Below are 16890 nucleotides of genomic sequence, written 5' to 3' on the forward strand. Positions count from 1 at the left end.
AATTGAACTTTTTGTTGTTGATCTAGCATAGGTAAAAGAATATTTTTACTCTTTTAAGATACAAAAAAAGGAGTAGAAAATCTTCGATTTCTACTCCTTTTCATTACTATTTAAGTCTTAATAGACTTTTTCAGTGGCCTCAGATTTTCAGCCTCTTTTTTTATACCTTTATCCCATGCAAGAGCAAACACAAATTTTTGGTATTAGAGCTATTATTGAAGCCATAAACGCAGGTGAAACTATTGACAAAGTATTTCTTCAAAAAGGCTTAAAAGGAGAGCTTTTTAGTGAATTAGAAAGCTGTTTAAGAAAAAATGCTATTAACTCCTCTTACGTACCTGTTGAAAAGCTTAACAGGCTTACAAGAAAAAACCATCAAGGTGCTGTTGCTCAAATTTCTCCGATTGAATTTCACAATATTGAAACTTTAGTATTAAATGTTATAGAATCTGGTAAAACGCCGTTATTCTTATTACTAGATCAATTAAGTGATGTTCGCAACTTTGGGGCTATTATACGTACTGCTGAATGTACCGGAGTTGATGGTATCATTATTCAAAAAAAAGGAGGCGCTCCAGTAAATGGTGATACCATAAAAACAAGTGCTGGTGCTGTTTTTAAAGTGCCTATTTGTAAAGTTGACCATATTAAAGATGCCGTATTTTACATGCAAGCATCTGGCATAAATGTTATTGCGGCTACCGAAAAAACAAATAATGCCTTATACGATGTTTCTTTTAAAGAACCTTGTGCCATTATAATGGGGTCTGAAGGAAGAGGTATAAACCCTTCTACATTAAAAGTTGTTGATGCCAAAGCTAAGCTGCCTATATTGGGCGAGATTGAGTCTTTAAATGTCTCGGTGGCTTGTGGTGCTTTTTTATATGAAGTGGTAAGACAACGTCTCTAAGCCTCTTTGTCTTTTTTGTATGTATAGTTTACAATAGTGTTTTCTTCTTCTGTTTCAATATCCTCTATAAAGTTACCATCTGCATCAAAATGTTTTAAAAACGGATCATTATTTTCATTATAGTTTTCTTGTTCCCAAACATATTTTTTAGGCTTTGCAATTTCTTTTCTAAAGAAAAAAGCAAATAATACTCCGGTAATTAAACCTGATAAGTGGCCTTCCCATGATACGCCCTCTTTAATAGGAATGGCATACCATATTAAACTTCCATAAAGAAAAATAACTAACAGAGATAACGCTATAAGTCTATAATGTTTGGCCAAGACACCTTTAAAAAAGGTAAAACTTACTAAAACGTAAATAAGACCACTAGCACCAATGTGATAGGACGGTCTACCTATACACCAAGTGAAAAATCCTGAAAATAAAATTCCAAAAAATATAACCTTCCATGCAATAGGTTTATAGAAATAAAACAAAGCCATAGAAAGTACAAACAATGGAATCGTATTATGATAAATATGTTCTATATCACCATGAATAAATGGACTTAAAATGACGCCTCTTAATCCTTTTAAAGTTTGAGGATACACACCATATTTACTGAAATTATAACCAAAACGTACTTCGTACCAAAACACTAACCAAACAATTAGTACAAATAGTACTGGATATATAATAACTCCTGTCGAGAATTTAAAATGGTCTTGGGGCTTCATCTGGATCTATTTATAGTTTTCTATTTGGTCATGCTCATTCATTACATTAAAGATAGCAAATAGTTAACCAGATTTCACATAAGTGCTAAAATGTCAGATTAGTAAACTAAGAGATTGATATAATATCCTTTTCCGCCTTACTCCACGAAAAGGTATAGCGAAAAGCCCGACTTCTTTTAAAGGGTAAGCAAAAAATAAATATTACCTTTAACTTCCTAAATTCTTTGGAGAGGTTCTTACCTCCGCAGGAATAAATACTTTAATTTTATATTATGAATGAACCTTTAGCCGAACGTTTAAGACCAAAAATCCTAAGCGACTATGTAAGCCAAAATCACTTGGTTGGTAAGCAGGGTAGCTTAACGCAACACATAAAACAGGGGCTAATTCCTTCGATGATTTTCTGGGGACCACCGGGTACGGGAAAAACAACACTTGCTAATATTATTGCTTCAGAATCCGGTAGACCTTTTTACACTCTTAGTGCTATAAATTCTGGGGTAAAAGACATTCGTGATGTTATTGATAAAGCGAAACAAAGTGGTGGATTGTTTACTACAAAAAACCCTATTTTATTTATTGACGAAATTCACAGGTTTAGTAAATCACAACAGGATTCTCTTTTACAAGCTGTAGAAAAAGGTTGGATTACATTAATTGGAGCAACTACTGAAAATCCTAGCTTTGAAGTTATTTCAGCACTTTTATCTCGCTGTCAGGTTTATATTTTAAATGCGTTTAATAAAAACGATTTAGAAACACTTTTAAGGCGTGCTATCGAACAAGATGAATATATCTCCAAAAAAACAATTAAACTAAAAGAAACAACTGCTCTTATTAAGCTTTCCGGTGGCGATGCCAGAAAACTACTTAATATTTTTGAACTTATTGTAAATTCTTATGAATCTGATAAGGTAACCATTACTGATGCATCTGTTTTGGAAAAAATTCAAAGTAATACGGTTCATTACGATAAAACCGGTGAGCAGCATTACGATATCATTTCTGCATTTATAAAATCTATTCGTGGTAGCGATCCAAATGCAGCTGTATATTGGTTAGCTCGTATGGTAGAAGGCGGTGAGGATGTAAAATTTATTGCACGGAGGTTACTCATTTTAGCTAGTGAAGATATAGGGAATGCTAATCCAACTGCTTTAGTAATAGCAAATAATACATTTCAAGCAGTTTCTACAATTGGCTATCCGGAGTCTAGAATTATATTAAGTCAATGTGCGACATACTTAGCATGTTCACCTAAAAGCAATGCTGCTTATAAAGCCATTGGTAACGCACAACAGTTGGTTAAAGAAACAGGTAATTTATCGGTGCCATTAGAAATAAGAAATGCGCCAACCAAATTAATGAAAGAATTGGGTTATGGTGATAATTATAAATATGCTCATAATTACGACCTCAACTTTGCCAATCAGGAGTTTTTACCGGATGAAATTAAAAACACAAAACTTTATGATCCGGGAAATAATGCTCGTGAGGATGCTCATAGAGTATTTTTAAAACAGCGTTGGAAAGATAAATATGATTATTAGCCACTAACCAGGCTTTTGTTTGAACAAATTAATCACAGACAGAACGTAACTCTAAGGAGTAAAGCGACATAATAATCTCTTTACCAATAAACAAAGATTGCTACATCACTATTCGTAATGACGCTATTTTAAAAACTTTAGAATTTAACATTCAATATTTCCTGCTTTAAGACATTATCTACATAATATTCAATAACCCAACTATCACTTTTCATATAAATAATAGCGCTCTTATTTTCTACTAAAAATACGTTATCAAGTTTAGTCTTCCTTATTTTATATATTACTTTTGGAGAACTATCAACTAATTGAAACCCATTTTCAATTTCTTGGGCATATAGAACTTCAGATAACATCTTTTTTATGCCCGCTTCCATAGCAGCTTCTTTTTTAATTGAAGGTACTTCTGCTACTGTTCCAACTTCTGGTTTTGGAGGAGCTACTACCACTTTCGGTTTATTTGCTACTATTTCTTTTTCTTTTTTGAGGTTTTGAATTTCTTGCTTTAATTCCTCAATTTCTTGAGCTACTTCATTCTTTGCATTTGTAGTACTTTGATTTCCTAAAGCTGTTACACTTTCGCTAGGCTTATATTTATAATTAAGTGCCTCGATAGATTTGAAAGCCGCCCTTAGAGCCTCCGTATATGATTTAGAATAATCTTTTTCCCTACTTTCTCCTTGCTTCGATGTATATACTACTCGATCATTACAATCTTTAAGCTCTACCATTAATTTAGTCTTAAACATACCTGAACCCTTCAATACATCAGATTTCAATCCTAAACACCTATTTCTAATTAAATCTTCAGGGTAGTCACTCCCTTCCATTAAAGCTTCAAAGCCATATTTCTTAAATAAGAACTGTGCTAATGAATTTAATTGGTATTTATCTTTTTCCTTTAAAAAATCAAATTTATGAGGAACAATCACATACTTATAGTCGTTCAGATTAGATTGCGAAAAAACAGTAGTAACAATAAAGCATGCTATAATTGCAGAAAAAAATTTAGTCTTCATTTTTATTAAATATATAGTTAAACCCTAGTTGTAAAGATACACTTTGTGCATTATATACGTTTCTTAATTCTAAAAAATTATCTGCCATAACATAAAAATTTACTCCTTTTAGGTTAGCAGACATTCCCAAACCTATATTAGTCATAGAATATGGGTCTATTGTATACGTGGTTTTAACTTGTAGGCCATTAAACAAACGCCTATAATAATATAATGTTAGTGCTAATTGGGGTTGCCTAGGTCTACTTATAGCATATAATTGTAAACCTGTTTTATTTTGATAAATATCTTCTTCGTTTTCACAATTACATATATCGTCTATTTTTTTACCAAATGCATAATTTAATGAAGCATTAAGTTTAACTGGCCGCCATGTAGTATATTTAGTTGCCGTTGTATCCAGTTTAAATAAGTCTTCAAAATTGGTTTCAATATCACTCCAATACTCTTCTGCTGTTTGTCCATTTCCTGTATCAGGAAAAATGGGGTTTATACCTTCAAAAACATAATCTCCTTCTACCTTATAATTTTCAATATCTTTTGTATGCCTAATAAAACCTACATCCAGCAAACTTGCATCTAAGCTCCATTGTTTATTTAATTGATGTGTTAATCCTATATCAAACCCTAAGCCTAAATCCCCTCCTAATAATGCTCGTTTTCTTAAGTCTTTAACAACAGAGTTTGAATCGGAGTCATCATCTTTTAAATTGGCCAACCCAGAAGTTCTAGCTTCTAAATCTAAATTAAAAATATGGTCATAAAAGTTATTTTGTCCTCGTACAGTTACAAAACGACCTTCGTTTTTTGTAGAGTTAACATTCACAATATTTGAATATATTTTCCCTCTAACCCCAAAAGTAAAATGGTCATTTACTTTTTTATTATACCCCACATGCAATACCGAAATAGCCTCTGCAGCTACATTCACATTATTTGCTCTAAAAGACCTTCCTATATTGTTTTGGTTTCCTTCTAAAGCTAAAATTGCCAAATCTTTAGGGAAATAGGCTATAAAATCTAATTCTTGATATAAACCAAAACTTAAATATTCTTTCTTCCCCAATGTGTTTTTTAAAGAAAATCCTCCTGAAAAAATTTCTAATTGTTGATTTACGGAAAAAGAATCTCTTGATCCCATACTGTAAACAGCATTTTGAAGCTTGGTATTAAAATCTATACCATCATTTGCAAAAATATCATAAACAGTACTTCCTGTAATACCAACATTCGCATGAATATGTGATAATAATGGCATTCCAAAATACCAATCATTTTTCACTTCACCTCCCGGATTAATCATTAATGATTGTGGTATATCTGAAAACCCATAAAGTAATTGCTTGTTTTGTGAAAACGAGAAACTGCATGAAGCAACTATAAAAAGCAAAGCGATGTACCTCATATCTCCTCACCTATATTTAAATAAAAAATGGCTTTGGACCTTAATGCTATTCTACCTGGCATGCTTTGATCAATAGCTCCACCTGATAAGATACTTAAAGTAAATACCAATTTTGAAGTGTTTTTTAAAGCTATGAGCGACTCTCCTTCAAATACTTCTGTATGGTTAGATAAAACATCACTACCGTCTGTTGATGGTGGTGCTGAAAATGTAAATGTATGTACGAGTTGATCTATATCATTAATAAAATCTACCTGTATTTCGAATCCTCGATTGATTGAGTTTGTAGCCTCTAATACAAAGTCCGCTTTTATAAGGTTATCAACTACAAATTCATTATTAAAAATATCTATCTCTACGTAGTCACTAATAGGCGGGGTTGCAACACCATTAACTATAAAGCTATCGGCTGGTTCGTCTAAAAATATGAGGCTTGATTCTATAACAGGGGAAATTTCGAAATCATCTGCCTGATCAAAATCTACTTCCTTTACACAAGAAAAAAGGCTTAAGTATATTATGATGGCTAAAAACAAATACTTGTTAAGTTCTTTTAGCATAGAAAAAAGGGGTATCGATTTAGGAAACGTAAAAATATAAAAATTAGTTCATTATAGATATTTCTTTAACTGAATTAAATTATTGATTCGTTTAATATTATTATTAATAGCTGTGTTACGGGTATCAAAAAAACAACTTCCATACCAATATTTTTTGCTCCTATTATATCGGCTTCATAACTATCTCCTATCATAATACTCTGATTACTATTACTATTAGCTAATTGTAAAGCGAAATTAAAAATTTTTGGATTTGGTTTTTTAACTCCGGCCATTTCAGAATTAGTGACTGTTTTAAAGTACTTATTAATGTTAGATTTAGTCAATTTCTTGTATTGCACTTCATCGAATCCGTTCGTAATGATATGTAAATTATAACGATTATTTAAATAATCTAATATCTCAAAAGTATTTTCAATTAGATAATTAAACATTGTTAAATGTGTTATATAATCATCAGCTAATTTATAAATCGTCGCTTCTTCAACCTGACTACCTAAGGCTAAAAAAGTATCGTTCAACCTTCCAAACCGTAAGGCATCTTTTTCTATTTTTTCTTCTTGATATAGCTTCCAATACTTTAAATTTATGGGAACATAATGATACAAAAAGTCGTTTACATCTACGTTTATATGATTTTGTTTTAATATTTTATCGAAAGCTAGTGCAGAGTTTCTATCAAAACCCCATAGCGTATGATCTAAATCGAAAAACACATCTGTAATACCTTTAATCCTCATTTGCAGATTCTAAAATAATATTAAACAATTCCTTAAATCCGTACCACTGCTTTTCGTTACTATAAGTATAATTATGAAATACGGGAATAAACTCGCCGTTTACTTGTTTTACTTCGTGAATAATCTCATTTAAAACTTTCTTTTTATCTAATAAAGAATGTGTTTTTAATAAAGCATAATCCATAAGGTGGTATGGGTGAATTTTTAAAGGTGTTTGTGTTTCGTAATCTAAATCGTAAAACAGGAAAGGCGTACAGGATCCAGCTCTAAAACCTATATGATTCACATAGCCCATAGTATAATCTTCTTGTATTTCTAATTCGATAAGGTTTCTATAAGATTCTGGTAAATTAAGCCTAGAAAAAGATTGTCTGGAAGCTTTTAATGTGGTGTTTAAAATATCTTCCATTCGCAATTTTTCTTTCTTCAAAATCGATATATCTTCTATAGCAAAATAAGATGTTTTTAAACCTACAAGGCAATAATCGGCAACATGTTTTATTAGCGATACAAATTTCTTTTTATTAGGGTTAATACCTTTGTCGTAAGTAGAATAATCACCAATTAAAAAAAAGAACAAAAACTTGACCTTAGTGTTTTTTTGTCTATTTATCAAAAATTTAAACGTATCAAACGGATCGTGTTTAAAGCCAAGAATAACCATAAATCTTATGTACAAACTCTTAAATCTAAATCTAAAAATATCTTTCACAACGCCACCAAGAGTTCGCATAAAACCTTTCAATCTAAAATTATAGGCACTGGGTACATCAATAATAGGCTTAATGGTATAGCTTTTTTCGGAGAACTTAAATTCCTCAAATTGTGCTTGTATAGCTTCTTTAAATTTGTATGCCCAAATATCTACGACAGGCTGATGTAAAAAACCGCACTTATAAGCCAAGCTTTCTGCTGCAGTAAAACGACCAAATTCATCTTTTACATGTGGTAAATATTCTTCATAACGGGATAATAAATAAAAGGAAGCAGCAAAAATATCGAAAGGAATGGCGCTTTTATCTCCATTGTAAAAGAAGCATTTTGTGTTTTCCCAATTCTGTACATTAATATCGAGATCGCTTAGTCCTTGCTCAAATAAAATATCATGACTCTTAACAAAAAACTCATTTCCAAGCTGTTGCTTTGTATAAGACATTTTTAAACTATCGTGCGCTATAAACGTCTCTATTTTGGTGGTGAACTCTACTTTTACACCCAAAATTCTGGTACAAATATGCTTAAAAACATATTTTAATCGGGGTGTAATTTTATGAGTATAAACTAAAAGCATTATAAAATAATTTCATCGGCAAAACTAAAATATGCTTTTTCTGTTATAATTACATGATCTAATACTTTTATATCTATACTTTCAGCTGCTTTTTTTAATTTATTTGTAATACGCCTATCGGCTTCACTTGGTTTTAAAGCTCCAGATGGATGGTTATGAGCTAATATTAATCCTGTAGCACCAACCTCTAAGGCATTTTTCAATACCAATCGTATATCGACCAAAGTTCCTGTAATACCTCCTTTACTTAATCTGTTTTTTTGAATCACTTTATTAGAATTATTCAAATAAACAATCCAAAACTCTTCATGGTCTAACTCGCCAATTTGGGGTTGCATAAGCTCAAAAACCGACTTGCTAGATGTTATTTTACTTTTCTCTAAAGCTTCCTCACCTCTTCTACGTCTTCCTAATTCTAAAGCAGCTGCAATTGTTATAGCTTTAGCTTCCCCTATGCCTTTAAACCCCTTAAGCTGATTGATAGATAATTTACCCAACTCACTTAAATTATTATTGGCACTTGCCAAAATTCGTTTGCATAACGCTACAGCACTTTCTTCTTTATTACCAGAACCTATTAAAATAGCCACTAATTCTGCATCACTTAAAACTTCTCTTCCTTTATGTCTTAGTTTTTCGCGAGGTTGATCATCTTGCGACCAATTTTTTATTGAAAATGATGCTAGTTTTTCTTGCATGAGTTGAATGTATTTTTTTAGTTTTTAATGAGCACAAAATAACGCAATAATTTATAAAGTAAGTAATTTCTTTCTTGTTTTAAAAATAAATTGTGAAGAAAAAATATTGTAGTTTTATAAATTATCTATACTTAATTTAAAACCAAAAATCATTTGAAATATCCTCCAAAATATCATCTGGATAATAACATGAATCACATGATTGAAGTTATTAAAACTTATCCATTAGCAACTGTAATTTCGGTAAAAGATAATCAACCTTTAATTACTCATTTGCCTTTGATTTTTAATGATGAAGGTAAACTTATTGGGCATATTGACAAATTTAATCCGCAAGCGGCATTGTTAAAAGATGATAACGATGTAACTATTGTATTTTCCGGACCGCAATGCTACATTTCTCCCAGTGTATATGCTTCCAAACAACTCCCAACGTGGAATTATATTATGGTTCATTTAAAAGCTACTGTTAAAGCCATTGAAAGTAAAGAAGCTTTAAAAGAATCGTTAATAAATATGACTGCTTTTTTAGAAGCTCCAGACCATAAATATGTTTTAGAACCTGATAACCGTAGCATGAAAGGGTATTTAGATTATATTAAAATGTTTGAAATGACTATTACTAATTGGGAAGGTAAATTTAAACTCTCTCAAGATAAAAAACCACGTGATATGGAAAATGCCAGAGCCGAACTTATAAGAGCTAATCAAGAAAGTATCGAACAGTTTTTAAAGAAAGTATTTTAAGCCTCTAATTATTAGTCGGAGTAAATACAATAAATAAAAATGAATAAAAAACGTTGTTTAAGAATAAGATGGGACACTTTTAAATGATTTCAGGTTGTAATCCAAAAACTAGGCAGTATTGAAGCTATCAAAAAAACTATTATTATTCCTTTATATATCAATACCTAGCCTTGCTATTTCTCAAACAACTCAAACAAAAGTTATTGCTACTGGCGGTGATGGTATTTATTCTATCCTTAGAAAAAATGGTCTTGAACCAACAAAATACTATAAAGCTTTTATTGAACTTAATAAAGAAAATTTAACTCCAGACAATGGTTTAGTTAAAGGTAGAACCTATAAACTTCCAGTAGTAACAAAAGATTCCATTATTACTATAGATACATTATCTATAGTAAAGAAAACTATACCAAAAACCATTGAAAAACCTATTGTTAGTAACACACCAGTAAATCAAATTAATTATCCACTTTTTGGCAAAGATTATGATGATGTGCCTCTGGAAAACAATACTCTAAAGGGAGCTATTTATTATTTAATTTCTGGACATGGAGGCCCCGATCCCGGAGCCATAGAAACTTACAATAGTAAATTAATTTCTGAAGACGAATATGCTTATGATGTTACTTTACGATTAGCACGAAGGCTCATGGCTCATGGTGCAAAGGTTTATCTCATTATTAAAGATTATAACGACGGCATTAGAGACAAAAAAATACTTGAAGTCGATTACGACGAAGTTAATTTCCCAGATAAACCAATTTCGAAAAGTCAAAAATTACGATTAAGACAACGCACAAAAACTGTAAATAATTTATACTTAAAACATAAAGGTGCCTACCAAAGATTAATTGTTACACATGTTGACAGTAGAAGTAAAGGTAAAAATATTGATGTGTTTTTTTACCATCATCATAGCAGTAAAAGCGGGAAACGATTAGCTGAAAATATTCACAGGTCGTTCAAAGAAAAGTATGCTAAACACCAACCTAACAGAATATATTCGGGTACCGTTAACTCCAGAGGGCTCTATCTAATAAAAAATACCTTACCAGCTATGGTATATATTGAACTAGGGAATATAAAAAACAAAAAAGACCAAAAACGAATTCTTAATTACGAAAACAGAGCGGCTTTAGCAAAATGGGTTTTCAATGGACTTTTGGTTGATTTTGATGAGAGCAAAAGACTTCATTAACTTAGAGCAGTCGAAAAAATTTCGATACTATTTTGAATAATACTTTTTAATTTATAAATTCTGGACTCATGTTTCCAGAAATTACACATATTCAGAATTTTATTGCAACTAATCAGGTCTCCTTTTGGTTAGGTAAAACGCGACCTATTAATGAAAAATTAGTTCCTGCAATATTAAAAATTCGAAATAACACCTATACGATTCATGCATTAGATGAATATGAAGATCTTAATTATTATAACCCCATATTAAACTTTATCGTCGTTTTTAGATCTATTGCAATTATTGATGAGTCCGAAGATTTTTTAATGTGGTGTAAGCTAGAATCCTTAGATGCTAACAACCATAAACTTTTAGATTACTATAAAGGCATTTGTAACAATATTGAGGGTATCAATAATTGTTTTCCAAATAACAAGATCGATTATTTTGTCTCTGATTTGGATTTTCAATTGAATGCGGGAGTGATGCAGTTTTTGAGGAGGTAATTTATAAGTTTGAAAACGAAGGTTTTGTTATTCAATTATTCTAGATAAATTATCTTATATGTATACCCTATAAGGCTTACAAAAATGTTATTCTATTTTAATTATACCATAAACCTCTGTAATTTAAGTAATAAAACGTTATTTTCCCCACCCTTTTTCTTTTTTAATTGTATTTATGATATAAGAATTAATAAGTAATAAATTCCCACTTAATTATTCAAAGTAAATGAATAAAAGTTATTGATTCTATATTTAAAATGGGATTACCTCACAAAAAACTTAATGAATAAAGAATTAAAAATATTTCTATCATATTGTCAGAAAAACGATCATCAAGCTGATACAATTGAACATGATTTAAAGACGAAGCATAACTTAACAGTGATCAGAGATATAAGAGATGTAAAAGCATTTGGTAGTGTAAAAAAATTCATGAAATCTGTTAGAGATTCAGACTTTGTAATAAAGTTGATAAGCAAAGAATATCTAGAATCAGATAGTTGCATGTATGAGGTAATCGAGTTTATTAAGGACAACAACCAATTATTACATTATTTGGAAAGGACGATTCCAATTATAATACCAAATGCAAGACAAGGTAAGCACAATATTTTTAAACCATCAGGAAAGCTATTTTGGACAAAATACTGGGCCAATAAACACAAAGAATTGTTTCATGAATATCAAGAATTTATAAAAGGAAACTACTCAATAGACCTTGATATAGCACTTAAAGAATTGCGAAATGATCTAGGTGTTTATAAAACGATATCTGAATGCATTTCTAATGAATTCCTAACATATATATGCAATCATAAACTATGCGTTAATTATAATGGGTTATTGAAAAATGACTATCGTCAAATCCTATTTAAGATTTCACCAAATCAAGTACCTAACTTAAACAGAGAATCTATTCCAAACAAAAGCCAAAGAATTTCAAATTTGGACACACGTTTCAAATTAATTTCTATAGTTGAGAATGCTGATCCGAAGCATCCAGAATTTCCACCGGAAAATCCACAATTTCCTGCTACTCCAACTATTCCAATTACGATAAATGGATTTGATAATGTTTGGCTAAAAGATGAAAGCTACAACCCAACTGGAACACACAAAGATAGACTTGCATATGAAGTTATACGTAAGTTTTACAAGCCACTTCTAAAGTCGAATATAGCAAATGACAAAAAATCTATACCACATTTATCAATGATTTCATCTGGTAGTGCTGCATTTGCAATACAAAGATTACTTAATAACTATAATTTACCACATTTAAAAGTACTAACAGATGAAAATACAAACAAAACAATCATTAATTCACTTAAAAATATAGGGTGTGAAATCTTCTATGCAGATTTGAATGAAAAAGCCTTAACTTGTTCAGAAATCCTCGACTTAACTGATAATCATGGTGGAGTTGATATAAGCTCTCGAGATATGTTAGACCCCATTAATTATGTTTACTATGATTGGCTGAGTTATGAAATACTAAATAACAAGGGCGATTATTATTTCATTCCATTTGGCACAGGTGATTTATTCTCTAATATTTTAAATATATCTGTGAAGGAAGCATTGTCAAGCACCCATGACAAAAGGTTAATTGATACCCGTTATGATTATTCCAAGTCAAATTTTATAGGTGTAACAACATCTGATAAAAAATCAATTATGGATAAACTTTATTCTCCATTTCTTCCGTTCTCTGGTATTCGCCTAAAAGAAATTGAAGAGTATAAAGAAATAGGAGTTTGCGGAGAGTTAACTGGAATACGTTATTTAGAAGAAAACTTAATTTATCCAGCGCTTGAAATTGCTGAAAGAAATAATATTAATTGCGAACCTAGCGGGATTGCTGGTCTTGCAATGTTGCTAAGTATGGAAAGTCAAATTCCAAAGGACAAGAAAATAGTGGTTGTGAATACTGGAAAACTAAAACTCGATCTATACGAGTTATAAACTAAAATATCCACTAACTATTGTCGTACAAATGACCAAATTTATAAAGTAAGGTTTTTTCAGTTTAATAGAATACATAAAATGTTTATTGATGTTTTTTAAAAAAGACACAGATGGCAACTTTCTAAGTTAAAAGAGTTTTAGAAAGATTGAATACGAAAGAAGATATCAATATATACCACTAAGAGTAATTGATAACTTACTAAAAAGTGAAACCAAAAGCTCCTTAGTAAATTGGAAAAAATCATTAATGATCTAGTAAGTTTAAATTTCTAATTCACAAGACATATCAAGACAAAGAAATTTTGAATACGATATATCACGTTCAATAAGAAGAAACAATTTTTAAAATTAAAGCATTATGCCAATAGTAAAATTATCATCTACAAGATTTAAGGTTAACCTTGGGTTTCTTTCAATAGAAACAAATTGGGAGATTAATGAAATACAAAAACATGCGGCTTGGGAAATGTATGTAGAGTTAGCAACAAGAACCGCAACGAATAAACTTTCGAAAGACGAAGGACTACTTAGAGAAACGTTAACTTCTCTTCATTCTCTTTTTGCCATTACCAGAGATATTTTAAAGAAATACGGATCTCTAATTGCTACACCAGAAAACACGGGTGATATAACATTTGGGCATTTAGCAATCAGTGTTTTGAATAAGGTACTCAGGCCTACATTGGCAAAATGGCATCCTATTCTTCTAGATTGGGAACAACAAAAGCCAATTAAAAAAAGTTCAACTGAACATGAAAGTCAATGGGAGTTTAACGATAAATTAAGAGAAGAGCTTAACGTTGTTAGGTTGAAATTAATTGAATATGCTAATGTTTTGGGAGAAGTTTCAGAAGTTTCAAATCTGATCGGTAAAGAATAAAAATGAGGCAAAACAAGATCTCCCATAAAAAGTATTGGTCAAGAAAACTTCGTACGCCTAAATCCATCCTTAACAGCCTCAAAATCCAATCCACCATAATTCCCAGAACTCATAAGCAACAAAGTTTTATTTTCAAATCCCTGCGAAAATAAAAAGTTTTTAAAATCCTCAGGGTTTGTATAAATAATGAGATCCTCACGTTGAAAAGCATTAGCTATTTGTTCATGAGTTACCTCTTCAAGCTTTTTAATTTCAACCGCATGAGGCGAATAAAAAACCACTGCAACATCGGCAGCGTCTAATGCACCTCTATATTCTTTTAAAAACTCCGCATTTAAACTACTGTAGGTATGTAACTCTAAACAAGCTACTAAGGTTCTATCATCATATTGCTCCTTAACAGCTTTTGTAGTCGCTTCTACTTTGCTAGGTGAATGTGCAAAATCTTTATAAGCCACACTGGTACTACTTTCAGCAATTTTTTCCAAACGCTTACTAGCGCCTTTAAAAGTAGCAATAGCTTCATAAAAATCATCTTCATCAATACCCATATGCTGACAAATCCATTTAGCACCCGCCAGATTATTTAAATTATGCTTTCCAAATACTTCAATAGGTAAATCACCTTCCGGTGTTTCTAATAAGGTTTGTCCATTTTCTACGGTATACTCAGGTGTTTGGTATGCCAATTTTCTAATCGTGTTCGCCGAAGCTTCCACTACTCGTTTTACCTCTGGGTCTTCTTCGTTGTAGTTAATGCTTCCACCACTGACAATAGAATCTACAAAAATGCGAAACTGCTCTACATAGTTATCATAAGTCGGAAACACATTGATGTGATCCCATGCTATACCACTTAAAAGTGCGATATTAGGCTTATATAAATGGAATTTCGGACGCATATCAATAGGAGAACTTAAATACTCATCACCTTCTAACACGATAAAATCATTAGCTTCAGTAAGTTTTACCATCACATCAAAACCCTCTAACTGTGCACCTACCATATAATCGACATCTCTATCATGATAATGCATCACGTGTAAAATCATAGAAGTTATGGTTGTTTTCCCATGACTTCCTCCAATAACCACACGTGTTTTATGTTTTGATTGCTCGTATAAAAACTCTGGATAACTATAAATTTTCAAATCCAGTTCTTGAGCTTTTAATAACTCCGGATTATCTTGTTTAGCATGCATTCCTAAAACAATAGCATCTAAATCTGAGGTGATTTTTTCCGGATACCACCCAAAAGTTTCAGGCAATAGTCCTTTGGCATCTAATCTTGATTTTGAAGGTTCGAATATGGTATCATCACTTCCAGTTACTTTGTATCCTTTATTATATAATGCTAAAGCTAAATTATGCATGGCAGCACCACCAATGGCTATAAAATGTACATTCATAAAACAAATATCAAGCTCCAAATTTCAAATTCCAAATTAAACCTGATAAAATAGTCGTATTCAGTGCTCAGTATACAGTAATCGGTGTTCAGTGTTCGTCCAATAATATTTTAGTATAAAGTATTAAGTTTAGGACTTACCTTATAGAAAGGGTACACTTTGACTGCTATTTTTTCTGCTTACTGAGCACTGAACACTGTATACTGAACACTGATTACTGTATCCTAAACCTACAACCCAAGTATCTTCTCTTTTTGCTCCTTAAATGGTTCAATTTTTGGAAGTTCAGCAATGGCTAGCTCAATATATTTTAGAGCTTCCTGTTTGTTTTTTTTGTGCATATGGATTTGAGCCAAACGATAATGAGCCCAAGCTTTAGGAACCCCATCTTCGGCAGAATAATTCTCTAAATAGGTATGCAAACATTGCTCACCCTTTTGTAACTCGATATTATATTCGGCAGCCACCTTACCTATTTGGTAATGCATCGCGTTACGTTGGTGCTTCCTATGGGCTGCTTCAATAGTTTCTATGGCTTTTTCCGGTTCTTCTTCGTTTTTATAAAAATTGGTTAATTTATTATAACAGGTTACAGACTCACCTTCTTTTATAGCCATTTTATAATACGTTTCGGCAAGTTCCGGTTCGTCATCATACTCATAAACATAGCCTTTAGCCAAATAACCATCTACTTTCGAAAGAGCTTCCAATTCTTGAGCATAGTATAACGATTTACTTTTACTACCTCCCAAAATACCCGGTAGTTGCATGTATAATTCTACCAAAGCCCAACGGGTATCAATATGGTTTTTATCCAGTTCGGCGGCCTTTAAAAAGGCTTCTTTCACATCGCCGATAATGCCCAGAGCTTTTAATTTACTAATAGACAAGACTTTCATAGCCAATGCACCACCATATTTATAATGGTAATTGGCATCACTTTCTTTATATTTTATTAGTTTTTTATATTGTATAATGGCATCATCCCATTTTTTTTGATGCCCATAAGCGTCCCCCAATAATTCAATAGCCTTCAAATTATTCGGATGTGTTTTCAAATAATAACTAACAAATTGTTCTGCCTTTTTAAATTGCTGTTGTTTTAAAAGTGCTTCTACTTCAATGAGATTAGATTGAGCCAGAGCCATAAAAGGAAATAAGAAAAGGAGCAAATAAAACTTCATAATTGTATAGTCGAAAACGTAAAAATAAACTTTCTATTTTACTCACAAAAAACTAACTTCACTCAATCAAATAGTCTGTTTACTCATTGCTTATTTTTTGGTATAGCTTTTGAAAGTACTTTAG

Annotated in this window: 16 protein-coding genes; 7 read left to right on the top strand and 9 right to left on the bottom strand. The window is 31.5% G+C overall.

Features of this window, described 5'->3' with window-relative positions; genetic code table 11:
• Positions 1 to 175: 175 nt before the first annotated feature.
• Positions 176 to 910 (top strand): 23S rRNA (guanosine(2251)-2'-O)-methyltransferase RlmB, encoded by a 735-nt coding sequence (gene rlmB, locus Q4Q35_RS20080; protein WP_303279821.1) that lies wholly within the window; start codon positions 176 to 178, stop codon positions 908 to 910.
• Here rlmB and Q4Q35_RS20085 read toward each other — a convergent pair.
• Positions 907 to 1629, bottom strand: a complete 723-nt coding sequence (locus tag Q4Q35_RS20085; protein ID WP_303279822.1) for a rhomboid family intramembrane serine protease — start codon at positions 1627 to 1629, stop codon at positions 907 to 909. The two genes, rlmB and Q4Q35_RS20085, sit on opposite strands and share 4 nt — an antisense overlap.
• A 272-nt stretch (positions 1630 to 1901) precedes the next feature.
• Here Q4Q35_RS20085 and Q4Q35_RS20090 point away from each other — a divergent pair, with 272 nt between their 5' ends.
• A complete protein-coding gene (locus Q4Q35_RS20090) occupies positions 1902 to 3179 on the top strand; it encodes a replication-associated recombination protein A (RefSeq protein ID WP_303279823.1) in 1278 nt (425 codons plus the stop codon).
• Positions 3180 to 3316: 137 nt separating this feature from the next.
• On the opposite strand, the gene Q4Q35_RS20095 is transcribed toward Q4Q35_RS20090, so the two are convergent.
• The 6 genes from Q4Q35_RS20095 to radC form a co-directional block, all read right to left on the bottom strand.
• Positions 3317 to 4198 (bottom strand): hypothetical protein, encoded by an 882-nt coding sequence (locus Q4Q35_RS20095; protein WP_303279824.1) that lies wholly within the window; start codon positions 4196 to 4198, stop codon positions 3317 to 3319.
• Entirely contained in the window at positions 4188 to 5603 is a 1416-nt protein-coding gene (locus tag Q4Q35_RS20100) for a DUF5723 family protein (protein ID WP_303279825.1), read from the bottom strand. Before Q4Q35_RS20100 ends, Q4Q35_RS20095 begins: the two co-directional genes overlap by 11 nt.
• Positions 5600 to 6163, bottom strand: a complete 564-nt coding sequence (locus Q4Q35_RS20105; RefSeq protein WP_303279826.1) for a hypothetical protein — start codon at positions 6161 to 6163, stop codon at positions 5600 to 5602. The genes Q4Q35_RS20100 and Q4Q35_RS20105 overlap by 4 nt, the downstream gene beginning before the upstream one ends.
• Positions 6164 to 6237: 74 nt before the next feature.
• The gene (locus tag Q4Q35_RS20110; RefSeq protein WP_367892766.1) at positions 6238 to 6903 is read right to left on the bottom strand and encodes a YjjG family noncanonical pyrimidine nucleotidase; all 666 of its coding nucleotides are present in this window, start codon (positions 6901 to 6903) and stop codon (positions 6238 to 6240) included.
• Positions 6893 to 8194, bottom strand: coding sequence for a polysaccharide deacetylase family protein (locus tag Q4Q35_RS20115; protein ID WP_303279827.1), 1302 nt, complete (start codon positions 8192 to 8194; stop codon positions 6893 to 6895). The genes Q4Q35_RS20110 and Q4Q35_RS20115 overlap by 11 nt, the downstream gene beginning before the upstream one ends.
• Positions 8194 to 8892 (bottom strand): RadC family protein, encoded by a 699-nt coding sequence (radC, locus tag Q4Q35_RS20120; protein ID WP_303279828.1) that lies wholly within the window; start codon positions 8890 to 8892, stop codon positions 8194 to 8196. Before radC ends, Q4Q35_RS20115 begins: the two co-directional genes overlap by 1 nt.
• Before the next feature lie 153 nt (positions 8893 to 9045).
• Here radC and Q4Q35_RS20125 point away from each other — a divergent pair, with 153 nt between their 5' ends.
• From Q4Q35_RS20125 to Q4Q35_RS20145, 5 genes are all read left to right on the top strand, one after another.
• The gene (locus Q4Q35_RS20125; RefSeq protein WP_303279829.1) at positions 9046 to 9639 is read left to right on the top strand and encodes an FMN-binding negative transcriptional regulator; all 594 of its coding nucleotides are present in this window, start codon (positions 9046 to 9048) and stop codon (positions 9637 to 9639) included.
• 118 nt (positions 9640 to 9757) lie between these two features.
• Positions 9758 to 10837: an N-acetylmuramoyl-L-alanine amidase family protein gene (locus Q4Q35_RS20130; protein WP_303279830.1), complete on the top strand. Its 1080-nt coding sequence runs from the start codon at positions 9758 to 9760 to the stop codon at positions 10835 to 10837.
• Between the two features lie 68 nt (positions 10838 to 10905).
• Positions 10906 to 11325, top strand: coding sequence for a hypothetical protein (locus tag Q4Q35_RS20135; protein WP_303279831.1), 420 nt, complete (start codon positions 10906 to 10908; stop codon positions 11323 to 11325).
• A 282-nt stretch (positions 11326 to 11607) separates the two neighbouring features.
• Positions 11608 to 13290, top strand: coding sequence for a pyridoxal-phosphate dependent enzyme (locus Q4Q35_RS20140; RefSeq protein ID WP_303279832.1), 1683 nt, complete (start codon positions 11608 to 11610; stop codon positions 13288 to 13290).
• 361 nt (positions 13291 to 13651) lie between these two features.
• Complete coding sequence (locus tag Q4Q35_RS20145) at positions 13652 to 14173, top strand: hypothetical protein (RefSeq protein WP_303279833.1); 522 nt, start codon at positions 13652 to 13654, stop codon at positions 14171 to 14173.
• Between the two features lie 38 nt (positions 14174 to 14211).
• Here the strand turns inward: Q4Q35_RS20145 and Q4Q35_RS20150 are convergent, their stop codons facing one another.
• Both Q4Q35_RS20150 and Q4Q35_RS20155 read right to left on the bottom strand, forming a co-directional pair.
• On the bottom strand, positions 14212 to 15582 hold the full coding sequence (locus Q4Q35_RS20150; protein ID WP_303279834.1) for a UDP-N-acetylmuramate--L-alanine ligase: 1371 nt from the start codon (positions 15580 to 15582) through the stop codon (positions 14212 to 14214).
• Positions 15583 to 15812: 230 nt separating this feature from the next.
• The gene (locus Q4Q35_RS20155) at positions 15813 to 16766 is read right to left on the bottom strand and encodes a tetratricopeptide repeat protein (RefSeq protein ID WP_303279835.1); all 954 of its coding nucleotides are present in this window, start codon (positions 16764 to 16766) and stop codon (positions 15813 to 15815) included.
• Positions 16767 to 16890: the final 124 nt, after the last annotated feature.

The organism is Flavivirga aquimarina, assembly GCF_030540835.1.
Classification (GTDB): Bacteria; Bacteroidota; Bacteroidia; order Flavobacteriales; family Flavobacteriaceae; genus Flavivirga; species Flavivirga aquimarina.

Coding starts and splice junctions, on each gene's coding strand:
- rlmB (WP_303279821.1), top strand. CDS start 176: ATGCAAGAGCAAACACAAATTTTTGGTATTAGAGCTATTATTGAAGCC.
- Q4Q35_RS20085 (WP_303279822.1), bottom strand. CDS start 1,629: ATGAAGCCCCAAGACCATTTTAAATTCTCGACAGGAGTTATTATATAT.
- Q4Q35_RS20090 (WP_303279823.1), top strand. CDS start 1,902: ATGAATGAACCTTTAGCCGAACGTTTAAGACCAAAAATCCTAAGCGAC.
- Q4Q35_RS20095 (WP_303279824.1), bottom strand. CDS start 4,198: ATGAAGACTAAATTTTTTTCTGCAATTATAGCATGCTTTATTGTTACT.
- Q4Q35_RS20100 (WP_303279825.1), bottom strand. CDS start 5,603: ATGAGGTACATCGCTTTGCTTTTTATAGTTGCTTCATGCAGTTTCTCG.
- Q4Q35_RS20105 (WP_303279826.1), bottom strand. CDS start 6,163: ATGCTAAAAGAACTTAACAAGTATTTGTTTTTAGCCATCATAATATAC.
- Q4Q35_RS20110 (WP_367892766.1), bottom strand. CDS start 6,903: ATGAGGATTAAAGGTATTACAGATGTGTTTTTCGATTTAGATCATACG.
- Q4Q35_RS20115 (WP_303279827.1), bottom strand. CDS start 8,194: ATGCTTTTAGTTTATACTCATAAAATTACACCCCGATTAAAATATGTT.
- radC (WP_303279828.1), bottom strand. CDS start 8,892: ATGCAAGAAAAACTAGCATCATTTTCAATAAAAAATTGGTCGCAAGAT.
- Q4Q35_RS20135 (WP_303279831.1), top strand. CDS start 10,906: ATGTTTCCAGAAATTACACATATTCAGAATTTTATTGCAACTAATCAG.
- Q4Q35_RS20140 (WP_303279832.1), top strand. CDS start 11,608: ATGAATAAAGAATTAAAAATATTTCTATCATATTGTCAGAAAAACGAT.
- Q4Q35_RS20145 (WP_303279833.1), top strand. CDS start 13,652: ATGCCAATAGTAAAATTATCATCTACAAGATTTAAGGTTAACCTTGGG.
- Q4Q35_RS20150 (WP_303279834.1), bottom strand. CDS start 15,582: ATGAATGTACATTTTATAGCCATTGGTGGTGCTGCCATGCATAATTTA.
- Q4Q35_RS20155 (WP_303279835.1), bottom strand. CDS start 16,766: ATGAAGTTTTATTTGCTCCTTTTCTTATTTCCTTTTATGGCTCTGGCT.